General features: G+C 35.8%; 13 protein-coding genes. 6 read left to right on the top strand and 7 right to left on the bottom strand.

Going from position 1 to position 9,889, the window contains the following annotated elements; translation table 11 throughout:
* Positions 1-208: 208 nt before the first annotated feature.
* From CVS92_RS07895 to CVS92_RS07915, 5 genes are read right to left on the bottom strand one after another with little or no spacing between them, the layout of a single operon-like run.
* Complete coding sequence (locus CVS92_RS07895; RefSeq protein ID WP_107789077.1) at positions 209-1,549, bottom strand: DUF945 family protein; 1,341 nt, start codon at positions 1,547-1,549, stop codon at positions 209-211.
* A complete protein-coding gene (locus tag CVS92_RS07900) occupies positions 1,546-2,112 on the bottom strand; it encodes a DedA family protein (protein WP_021091280.1) in 567 nt (188 codons plus the stop codon). The genes CVS92_RS07895 and CVS92_RS07900 overlap by 4 nt, the downstream gene beginning before the upstream one ends.
* Entirely contained in the window at positions 2,112-2,708 is a 597-nt protein-coding gene (locus tag CVS92_RS07905; RefSeq protein ID WP_103582897.1) for a lipid-binding SYLF domain-containing protein, read from the bottom strand. The genes CVS92_RS07900 and CVS92_RS07905 overlap by 1 nt, the downstream gene beginning before the upstream one ends.
* A 9-nt stretch (positions 2,709-2,717) precedes the next feature.
* The gene (rny, locus tag CVS92_RS07910; RefSeq protein ID WP_107789078.1) at positions 2,718-4,271 is read right to left on the bottom strand and encodes a ribonuclease Y; all 1,554 of its coding nucleotides are present in this window, start codon (positions 4,269-4,271) and stop codon (positions 2,718-2,720) included.
* Entirely contained in the window at positions 4,192-4,836 is a 645-nt protein-coding gene (locus tag CVS92_RS07915) for a 5-formyltetrahydrofolate cyclo-ligase (protein ID WP_107789079.1), read from the bottom strand. The genes rny and CVS92_RS07915 overlap by 80 nt, the downstream gene beginning before the upstream one ends.
* A gap of 49 nt (positions 4,837-4,885) precedes the next feature.
* Here CVS92_RS07915 and CVS92_RS07920 point away from each other — a divergent pair, with 49 nt between their 5' ends.
* From CVS92_RS07920 to CVS92_RS07945, 6 genes are read left to right on the top strand one after another with little or no spacing between them, the layout of a single operon-like run.
* A complete protein-coding gene (locus CVS92_RS07920) occupies positions 4,886-5,518 on the top strand; it encodes a TlpA family protein disulfide reductase (protein WP_107789080.1) in 633 nt (210 codons plus the stop codon).
* A complete protein-coding gene (ftsY, locus tag CVS92_RS07925) occupies positions 5,518-6,384 on the top strand; it encodes a signal recognition particle-docking protein FtsY (protein WP_107789081.1) in 867 nt (288 codons plus the stop codon). Before CVS92_RS07920 ends, ftsY begins: the two co-directional genes overlap by 1 nt.
* Positions 6,377-6,739 carry a VanZ family protein gene (locus tag CVS92_RS07930; RefSeq protein WP_107789082.1) on the top strand — a complete coding sequence of 121 codons (363 nt, stop codon included), beginning with the start codon at positions 6,377-6,379 and terminating at the stop codon, positions 6,737-6,739. The genes ftsY and CVS92_RS07930 overlap by 8 nt, the downstream gene beginning before the upstream one ends.
* Positions 6,714-8,054, top strand: coding sequence for a DNA repair protein RadA (gene radA / locus CVS92_RS07935; RefSeq protein WP_107789083.1), 1,341 nt, complete (start codon positions 6,714-6,716; stop codon positions 8,052-8,054). The genes CVS92_RS07930 and radA overlap by 26 nt, the downstream gene beginning before the upstream one ends.
* Positions 8,017-8,442 (top strand): hypothetical protein, encoded by a 426-nt coding sequence (locus CVS92_RS07940; RefSeq protein ID WP_107789084.1) that lies wholly within the window; start codon positions 8,017-8,019, stop codon positions 8,440-8,442. The genes radA and CVS92_RS07940 overlap by 38 nt, the downstream gene beginning before the upstream one ends.
* Positions 8,436-8,819 carry a hypothetical protein gene (locus CVS92_RS07945; RefSeq protein WP_107789085.1) on the top strand — a complete coding sequence of 128 codons (384 nt, stop codon included), beginning with the start codon at positions 8,436-8,438 and terminating at the stop codon, positions 8,817-8,819. Before CVS92_RS07940 ends, CVS92_RS07945 begins: the two co-directional genes overlap by 7 nt.
* 24 nt (positions 8,820-8,843) lie before the next feature.
* Here the strand turns inward: CVS92_RS07945 and CVS92_RS07950 are convergent, their stop codons facing one another.
* Together CVS92_RS07950 and CVS92_RS07955 are read right to left on the bottom strand one after the other, a co-directional pair.
* Positions 8,844-9,374, bottom strand: a complete 531-nt coding sequence (locus CVS92_RS07950; RefSeq protein ID WP_199906424.1) for a hypothetical protein — start codon at positions 9,372-9,374, stop codon at positions 8,844-8,846.
* A gap of 134 nt (positions 9,375-9,508) precedes the next feature.
* Entirely contained in the window at positions 9,509-9,700 is a 192-nt protein-coding gene (locus CVS92_RS07955) for a hypothetical protein (protein ID WP_107789086.1), read from the bottom strand.
* Positions 9,701-9,889 lie beyond the last annotated feature (189 nt).

Here is a 9,889-nt window from a genome sequence, read left to right on the forward strand (position 1 = left end):
ACTTTTAGTTTTATTTATTGGTTTGTCTAATCTATTATAAATTATAAAATAATAGACTGGCTCAATCGATCACTTGTTTAGATTTCAAAGATTGACTAATAGTTTAACAATTGTAAGTTAAAAGAACTTTCTGCTCTGCGTTTTGCAAAACAGAAAGTGAAGTATATAGAAGTGATGCTTAAATGCAGATAAAAATCAGGCTAATTTTTTAAAAACCCATAAAGAAATTTTGAAGTCCAACTTTTTCATTAAATATAATATCTTTTTTGTTTGGATCATATTTAAATTCGCTTATTACTTTTTTGTCCTCTTCTTTAAAATATCCAGCAGATATCAAAGTAGGCTCAACAAAAGCTACTTCTGGCACTAGTGTATCAAAAAAATTCGTCAGACTTTCATCGACACTTATTTTTCCACTAAGAGATAATTTATCAAAAATTTCTGACTGGTTTGTTCCCTTTTTAAAGCCATTTACTGCTGCATCCAAATTTAGCTTTAAAACCTTATCTCCTTTTTTAAAGCTTAATGTATCTATTTTTATACTTGGATTCTTTTCTAAGATTTGATCTATTGTCTCATCAAAATTTAATCCAGCTAAAACATTATAATTTTCTTCATTATTTAAATTGTTAAGCTTTTCTAATACATTATTTAATGCAGGCACATTGATATTTGAGATTTTGCTATCAAAGATAAAATCTGTATATTTTACTTTATCAACTGCCACTATACCTATTTTTATAACATCGTCTGATTTTCCAAGATCATTTGAGATTTCAAATTTTGAGTCATACTTAAAGTCATCTATCAAAATATTACTTATATCATTAGATGCAAAAGACACCTTTTTAAATTTAACTTTTGCCAAATAAGGTACAAGCTGACTTTCTAAAATTTTTGAAATCTTAACTGGCTCTTTATAACTTGAATCAATATAAAATCCTTCAATATTTAGATCAACTTTGTTGTATTCACTAACATCTTTCAAAGCGATCTTATCTGCTTCAATCTTTAAGCTGTTTATACTATCTTTTGAATCAAGCGTCATACCAATCTTTATATCTTTTGTATTAAATGCAGTTTTTTGCTTATCGTTAAATTCAATATTGCTAAATTTAATATCCACATCTTTATCGCCAGTTAAACTAACTTTTGTTTTAGTTGTTGCAATGACATTTGAACCCATAAATGTTGCGATAATGTTTTTAATCATATCGTTTTGAATAGAAATTTTTGAGTCTATTTCAAAGCCATCTATAAAAGCAAGCGCTGTATGAGAAATTTCATTTTCTACTTTAAAAACCAAATCCTCATTTACATTTTTACCAAATATATTTTCCAAAAGATCTTTTGAAACACTAAAATCAAATGATCCTTTTGAGCCAAAAAAACCTTTTTTGTAATTGTTATTAGAAATTTTAAAGCCCTTAATATTATTTAGATCATTCACTATCCTTTGATAGTTTTTCTCCACCTCATTTGAAGCAAAATAAACCGCTCCAATGGCTACCACGATAACTACGATTAAAGCAGATATCACCTTTTTCATGCTTTTCTCCTTTTTGTAATATGTTGTAAAAAGAACCAAATTCCAAGCAACAAACAAACCATAGCAAGAGGCATAATATATCCATGCTCGCCAAGATAGTCGCTTGCACCTACAAAATAATCACCCGCTTTAAAGCTGGCAAACCCGATAATGACCGCCCAAAGTACTGACGAGATCAAATTTATAATGCTAAATTTATAAAATGAATACTTCGTAAGTCCAAGCGCGATAGGAACCAAAGTTTTGACGCCGTAGATAAATTTTTTGATAAATATTATCTTATCGCCGTGTTTTTTGGCCAAAATTCCTGCATAAGCAAGCTTTCTTTTATGATTTTTGATATAAGGCATAAGTGAGTTTTTATTAAATCTTGCGACATAAAAAATTAACGTGTCGCCGATTGTATTTGCCACAGCAGCGACAATTATACTAAGAGTGATATCCATCTTGCCAGCAAAACTTAAAATTCCAGCGGCGATTAATGCAACCATACCGCCACCAAGGCTATAAAAAAACAATACAATATAGCCGTATGTTGAAACTGAGTTTATAATATCTTGCATTAATCTCCTAAAAGTTTAGAGGCGGAGGCTATCAGCTGTTCGTATGCATAGCCACTTTGCTTTAAAATTTCTTCTCTTGCACTAATGACTGCTCCACCAAAACTAGCTCCCGCAAAAAAGCCATCATTTGCAGCGTAAGCATAAATATCACTTGAAAATTTAAAATCGCTTACTTTACTGTAATTGCGTCCAATGTCGCCAAAAGCTACTGATAGCTTTGTATCAAGCGTGATCTTGGCATCCTTAATATCATGGATAATACTATCTTTAAATATAAAAAGCACAAGCGAGCTATCCTCATAACCAAGCTGTATGCCAATACTTCCGCCACTTATGCTAACTGGCAAAATTTCACTTGGCGAGTTAATGTTACCAATAACCATGATGCCATCACCGCCCATGCCACCAACTACAAAACCGACCTTTTTAACACTTGGAAAGATGATCGTTGCTTTTGACTGCTCGATTAGCTCTTTTATAGGAGCGTTTCTAGCGCCTCTCATAGTTGTTATAAACGAGTTTGCCGAGTCTAGCACGAGCTCCTCGCTGGCAAAACCAAGCGAGAAAAATAATAAAATTGAAAAAAGAAATTTCATATCTTGCCATTATTTTGCAAAATCAATAGCACGAGTCTCTCTGATGACGCTTACTTTTATCTCACCAGGATACTGCACCTTGCTCTCGATCTCTTGAGCTATCTCTTTTGCTACAAGCACTGCCTCGTCGTCGTTTATGAGCTTAGCGTTTGCGATGACGCGAATCTCACGGCCAGCATTTATCGCATAAGCTTGTTTGATGCCATCTTTGCTTTTTGCGATGTTTTCGATCTCTTCGACACGCTTTAAGAAGCTCTCAAGTACCTCACGCCTTGCACCTGGACGAGCCGCACTTAGTGCGTCAGCTGCGCAAACAGCCGCACTTTCTATACTTGTTGCTTCTTCGTGTCCATGATGGGCATAAATGGCATTGATAACTACTGGATGCTCTTTATAGCGTTTACAAATTTCAGCTCCAAGATCAACGTGACTACCCTCGTATTCGTGAGTTAGTGCCTTACCGATATCGTGAAGTATGCCAGCTCTTTTTGCAAGTTTCTCATCTCCGCCACACTCAGCTGCGATGATACCAGCAAGGTGAGCCACTTCAAGGCTGTGCGCAAGGGCATTTTGACCATAGCTTGCTCTAAATTTAAGCTTACCTATCAGTTTTACAATCTCTGGATGAATTTTATTTAAACCAAGATCCATGACGATGTTTTCGCCCTCTTCTTGTATACTTTGCTCAAATTCTTCAGTCACTTTTTTGTGAAGGTCTTCTATCCTTGCTGGCTGAATTCTTCCATCCTCTACCAAAAGCTCAATCACTCTTGTTGCGATCGCACGTCTGTAAAGATTGAAGCTGCTTAGTATGATTGCATGTGGTGTGTCATCAATGATAATATCAACGCCAAGCACCATTTCAAGGGTCTTGATGTTACGTCCTTCTTTGCCAATGATCCTACCTTTTAGCTCATCGTTTTTAATATTTACGACATTTATCAGACGCTCAGCCGCAAATTCTCCAGCAAATCTTGACGTAGCCTGCGCCAAAATGTAATTAACCCTCTTTTTAGCCTCTCTTTTTGCCTCTTCTTCGTATTTTCTAACGATATGAGCGATATCCGCACGAGACTTCTCCTCGACCTTTTTAAGCACGACCTCTTTTGCTTCTTCTTCTGTTAAGCCAGCAGCGTGCTCAAGCACTCTTATCGCCTCTTCTACCTTATTTTGATAAGTCGCTTTTAAATTTAAACCCTCTTCGTAAGTTATCTTTGCGTCTTGCTTATCTTTTTCAAAAAGTTCTTTACTTTCGTTTAAAAGCTCTTGCTCATTTAGCAAAATTTTCTCTTTTTTGGCTAGTTCATCAAATTTACTCGCATACTCTTTTTGAAGCTTTGTCGTCTTGTCATCGTATCTTTTTTTAGCCTCAAATTCAGCCTCTTGTACTGAAATTTTAGAATTTTTAAGCGTTAGCTCAGCCTCATACTCAATAGCTTTCGCCTTTGCTTTTGCTTGTTCTAAGAAAATGTTGTAGTTTGCATCATTTATCTTTTTGGCGTATAGATACCCTGCTCCAACGCCCGCCACACCGGCTCCTAAGCCTATTAAAACCTCTATCATTTATTCCTCTTTTTATATAATTTTTATTTGGGGTTATATAAAAGCCTGCTACCGCGTCTTGTGCATTTGAAAGCACATCTTTGGTGTAAAAGTCTTTTATCTCAAGAAAAACTATCCGTTTTGGCTTAATAGGCAAAGAGTCAAAAAATCTATCATAAAATCCTTTTCCATGCCCTATCCTAGCCATAGTTCCATCAACCCCAATCGCTGGAACTACTGCCATATCAAGTCTAACATTATCCATTTTTTTGCCAGATGGCTGTCTGACGTTAAATTTATAAGTTATAAATGGCAGTCGCAATCTTACCATCTTTAAGCTAAGACCTACCATAAAAGGGGCAAAAATTTCACATTTACGTGATAAATTTCGCCTTAGTTTAAGCACATCGACTTCGTAGTTAAGTGGCAAATAAAACAATACTTTCTTAGAATTTGTAAAATTTATCAATTTCAAAAGCGTTTTTGTAGCTTTATAATGCGAGCATTTGGCCTTAAATTTAGTAAGTTTCATTAAATTTGCTCTTGCATTTTTTCTAAATTCATTTTTTTCTAAATTAACGCTCATTTTATGCTCTTTCTTGTATAATCCTGAAATCTTATTCAAAAGGAAATTTATGACATTAAAACGAGCAATTATAACATCACTTTGCATTTTTGCATTTTTTGGATGTGGCGACGAGAACAAGCAAAAAAAAGAGCAAAATACAAGCGAACAAACGCAAGGCAAAATTTTAGATAAAAATGCTAGCAAAGATAAAAATTTAAGCAAAGACTCACTCACTCCAAAAATGAGTGAAAGTGCCCAAGAAAACGAGATAAAAGAGATAAATCTAAAGCTACTAAGTGGCACAACCATGCAGATTACAAAAAGAAGTAATGGCTTTGACGTAAAAGATGGCAAAAAAGCAACTCTTTACGTATTTTTCGCCACTTGGTGCCCTCCGTGCAAGGCTGAGATCCCACACTTAAACAACCTAAGCGAGAAATTTAAGAATGAGCTAGATATCGTTGGTGTGCTACTTGAAGACAAAAGTGAAGATGAAGTAAAAGATTTTGCTCAAAAATATAAAATAAAATATGAAGTCGCGGTTGGCGAGGGAAATTTTTTATTTGAAAAAGCGATGGGTGGCATAAAAGGCTTGCCTGCGTCAGCACTTTTTAAAGCAAATGGCGACTACGTTCAAGGCTACATCGGTCTTGTGCCTGAAGAGATGCTTGAAAACGACATAAATAGGGCAACAAAATAATGCTTGATTTTCTAAAAAAAGGCTTTGAAAAGACCTTTGGAGCGATAAGCTCAGCGAAGAAGTCAAAAAAGATAGACAAAGAAAGCTTAGAAGAAATTTTACTTGAGGCCGACGTAGCTTACGAGATCGTGGAAGAAATTTTATACTACTTACCGCCACAAGATGAAGTGAGCAGAGCTGATCTTAGGCGCGTTATGAGTAGCTATTTTATCTACGAAAATGAGCGTGTGATCGAGCCTGATAAGCCATTTGTCGATCTCATCCTTGGCGTAAATGGCGCTGGCAAGACAACCACAATCGCAAAGCTTGCAAATTTATATAAAAATAACGGTAAAAGCGTTATTTTAGGCGCTTGTGATACATTTAGAGCTGGAGCGATCGAGCAGCTACGCCAATGGTCGCTTAGGCTAAATGTGCCAATAGTCGCAACACAGCAAGGACATGATCCTTCAGCTGTTGCTTACGATACGATCAGCTCAGCCCTTGCAAAAGGTATCGACCGAGTCATCCTTGACACAGCCGGCAGACTTCAAAACCAGACAAATTTAGCAAACGAGCTAGAAAAGATCGTTCGCATTAGCAAAAAAGCTTACGAAAAAGCGCCTCACCGCAAAATTTTGATTCTTGATGGCACGCAAGGTAACGCCGGAGTTGCGCAAGCAAAGGCGTTTAACGATATCGTCTCGCTTGATGGCGTCATCATTACAAAGCTTGATGGCACTGCAAAGGGCGGAGCACTATTTGGCGTGGCAAGAGAACTTGAGCTACCTATATTTTATATAGGCGTTGGTGAGAGCATGGATGATATCATCAAATTTAAACCAGATGAGTTTTTAGACGAGCTGATGGACGCTATTTTTGAGTAGAGTGAAATTTCTTAGTAAAATTTGCTTTTTTATCGCTCTTTTGGCGATCGATTTTCTTGCATTTACTCCAAAATCTCCTACTATCATCGAAAATTCGTGGGATAAAGCAAATCATTTTTTAGCTTTTTGCGTCCTATACATCCTGCTCTATCTTGGCTATGAGTTTAAAATTTTTAAAAATTTAGTCCTACTTTTAGCCTTCGGAGTGCAAATAGAGCTCGTTCAGGCATTTTTACCAAACAGAAGCTTTAGCCTGCTTGACATCGTATCTGACATGATCGGAGCAGCTTTTGGAGTGATAGTAGTTGAAATTTTAAAAAGGATAATTTATGGCAAAAGCAAAGCCAGTTTTTGAGTGTCAAGCCTGCGGAAACCAGCAGAGCAAATGGCTAGGTAAATGCCCGCAATGTGGAGCTTGGGATAGCTTTGTCGAGCTTAGCCAGCAAGAGATAAAGATAAGTAAAGAGATAGCAAAAAGCACTAGCGCACCTAGCAAAGCCATAAGCATAGACGAAGTTGAAATTCAAAATTTTACGAGATTTAGCACCAAAGATAGCGAGCTAGACCTTGTTCTTGGTGGTGGCGTAGTCGAGGGCTCGCTAGTTTTAATAGGTGGCAGTCCAGGCATCGGTAAATCAACCTTGCTTCTAAAAATCGGCTCAAATTTAGCAAAAGACGGTAAAAAAACGCTCTATGTAAGCGGCGAAGAGAGCCAAAGCCAGATAAAAATGAGAGCTGATAGGCTAAATGCGGTGGATAAAAATTTATACCTGCTAACTGAAATTTGCCTAGAAGATATCCTGCTAGAAGTGCAAAAGAGCGACTACAAGGTGCTCGTAATTGACTCCATACAAACACTTTATAGCCAAAATATAAGCTCCGCTCCAGGCTCGATCACGCAGGTTCGCGAGATCACATTTGAGCTGATGAGACTTGCAAAGAGTCAAAATATCTGCGTTTTCATCATCGGACACATAACTAAAGAGGGCTCGATCGCAGGGCCTAGAGTGCTTGAACACATGGTCGATGTGGTACTTTATTTCGAGGGCGATGCGAGCAGAGAGTTAAGAATTTTGCGTGGATTTAAAAACCGCTTTGGCTCGACAAGTGAGGTTGGCATCTTTGAGATGAGCCAGCACGGACTAGTGAGCGCAAATGAAGTTTCAAGTAAATTTTTCACACGTGGCGGGGCGATGAGTGGTAGCGCGATAACTATCATAATGGAAGGTTCAAGAGCGCTTAGCATCGAAATTCAAGCACTTGTTTGCGAAAGTGCCTATCCAAAAAGAAGCTCGACTGGCTTTGAGAGAAACCGCCTAGATATGCTGCTAGCACTTCTTGAGCGAAAGCTAGAAATTCCACTTGGGCACTACGACGTCTTCATAAACGTTTCAGGTGGAGTTAAGATAAGCGAAACCGCGGCCGATCTAGCCGTCATTGCAGCGATAATCAGTAGCTTCAAAAACCGCCCTATTAGCAAGGATAGCGTATTCATCGGTGAGCTAAGCCTAAATGGCGAGATAAGAGAAATTTTTAACCTTGATCAGCGCCTAAAAGAGGCGAAAACGCAGAAATTTAAAAATGCGATAATCCCAAACAAACCGCTTGACACACAAGGTCTAAAGTGCTTTTATGCAAAAGATATCACGCAAGTGCTTGAGTGGATGTAGAGATAGTTTCGGTATGCTTTTTGCACAAAATGACAGTGATCTACAAAGTTACAAAGAGATAATTTATGCTTTTGTGTCAAAAAATAAAAGATTTTTTAGCGAATACAAAAAAGAACTCACGCGAAATTTACCACTTTATCCTAGCTTAGAACTATTGCTTATCGATTTTGCGGTTATTATGGTGGAAAATTTTGATCAACCAAGAGAGCAAGATAACCTAGAAATTTTTGACTTAGTTGAAAAAAATATTAAGAACGATAACTACGTTGGCACGGCACTTTTGACTGGCTTTATTGAGACGATACAAAATATTTCAAACAAAGAGCAATATAAGAAAATTGAGAAGTATTTTGGTGAAAATACAAAAAATAAGGCAAAGCTATGCTAGCTCAAAAAGACATTTTTGTATATGAAGATTTTTTATATATTTTTATATCAAAAGACATTAGATATTTTGAAATTTATCAATCCGAACTTTTAAATTTTATTCCAGATACCCCAGGATTACTTACTTTATTGGAAAATTTTGCGAATGTTACAGTTTATATTTTTGATGAATTAAGCGAGCAAGATAAGCTAAAAATTTTTGACTTAGTTGAGAAAAATATTAAGAACGATGACTACGTTAGCACGGCATTTTTGACTGGCTTTATTGAGACTATACAAAATGTTTCAAACAAAGAGCAATATAAGAAAATTGAGAAATATTTTGGTAAAGAAACTCTATCACTCGCAGACGAGCTGATAGAGTTTTGGGGCATATAGAGGCTTTTATAAAAACATTTAAATTTACTCATCAAGCACAGATATTCCACGTGGACAAATTTTAGCAAGTGGGTTGTTATACTCTTGCTGACATTTTTCGCATTTTATGACACCTAGTTCTACACTTACCTGTTCAGCATTATAGCAATGCGGACAAACTACGTAGCCATCTTCTTGCGTATCTACTCCGATAGCTTTGATACTTGGGTCTTGATAGTCGTTAAAGATTTTTCTAAACCACTTTTTTGAAAATTGATTTTGCACAATGTGACCAAAACGCTCACAGTATATTTTCTCTTCTTTTAAACAACCATCAACATAATTGTTCCAAAAATCCTGATAGTTTATAACTCTCGGTGCCATAATTATTTCACTATTGTTATGTCTTATAGTCCAGTCATTGTCTATTTTATCATCCACTATATCAAACAAATCAGCACTAAAATATGCTCCGTATTTATTATCATTACTTATGATCATATATGTGCAATTACACTCATTTCGCATATCTTTTATATTTATCTGAACTATCTCATATAAAACATTTGGTCTCAAATATTCATTAAATTTTTCGTCCAAACATTCTACAATGGGACACAGCCTATCATCAACACCATCTTTTAGTCTTATTTTCAAAATTTTACCTTTTTTAGGATCTGGTAATTTTATTACAAACAGCTGTTGTAATTTTAGACCAAACGTAAAAAATCATATACATCTTTATTTATACCAATAATCTTTGCTGCTTCTTTTATCCTTTCAAAATCCTCGTCAGACACTTTTATACCATATTCATATAATTGAACGCATAAATCTTCCAACACAACTCCATACTCACCGTGATCCATATTGATCATCTCATTTTTAATAAAATCTGACATTTTCAAACTTATAAATTTTTCTTCATAGTTATTTAACAATTTAGACAAAATACTATGTATAAATTCTAAATTATTATCTTTTTTTTATCATCATTGTATTTTCATATTTAATCAAATTGGCATAATTATTTATGTAAAAGCCACATCAACTTACTTTTCCATTTTGTAAATGTACAAAATATTCTAAAC

Origin of the sequence: Campylobacter concisus (assembly GCF_003048555.1) — a bacterium.
Classification (GTDB): domain Bacteria; phylum Campylobacterota; class Campylobacteria; order Campylobacterales; family Campylobacteraceae; genus Campylobacter_A; species Campylobacter_A concisus_AO.

Excerpts from the sequence above, each read along its gene's own strand:
- CVS92_RS07955 (WP_107789086.1), bottom strand. The coding sequence starts at position 9,700 with ATGTCAGATTTTATTAAAAATGAGATGATCAATATGGATCACGGTGAG.
- rny (WP_107789078.1), bottom strand. The coding sequence starts at position 4,271 with ATGATAGAGGTTTTAATAGGCTTAGGAGCCGGTGTGGCGGGCGTTGGA.
- CVS92_RS07945 (WP_107789085.1), top strand. The coding sequence starts at position 8,436 with ATGCTAGCTCAAAAAGACATTTTTGTATATGAAGATTTTTTATATATT.
- radA (WP_107789083.1), top strand. The coding sequence starts at position 6,714 with ATGGCAAAAGCAAAGCCAGTTTTTGAGTGTCAAGCCTGCGGAAACCAG.
- CVS92_RS07920 (WP_107789080.1), top strand. The coding sequence starts at position 4,886 with ATGACATTAAAACGAGCAATTATAACATCACTTTGCATTTTTGCATTT.
- CVS92_RS07905 (WP_103582897.1), bottom strand. The coding sequence starts at position 2,708 with ATGAAATTTCTTTTTTCAATTTTATTATTTTTCTCGCTTGGTTTTGCC.
- CVS92_RS07895 (WP_107789077.1), bottom strand. The coding sequence starts at position 1,549 with ATGAAAAAGGTGATATCTGCTTTAATCGTAGTTATCGTGGTAGCCATT.
- CVS92_RS07940 (WP_107789084.1), top strand. The coding sequence starts at position 8,017 with ATGCAAAAGATATCACGCAAGTGCTTGAGTGGATGTAGAGATAGTTTC.
- ftsY (WP_107789081.1), top strand. The coding sequence starts at position 5,518 with ATGCTTGATTTTCTAAAAAAAGGCTTTGAAAAGACCTTTGGAGCGATA.
- CVS92_RS07900 (WP_021091280.1), bottom strand. The coding sequence starts at position 2,112 with ATGCAAGATATTATAAACTCAGTTTCAACATACGGCTATATTGTATTG.
- CVS92_RS07915 (WP_107789079.1), bottom strand. The coding sequence starts at position 4,836 with ATGAGCGTTAATTTAGAAAAAAATGAATTTAGAAAAAATGCAAGAGCA.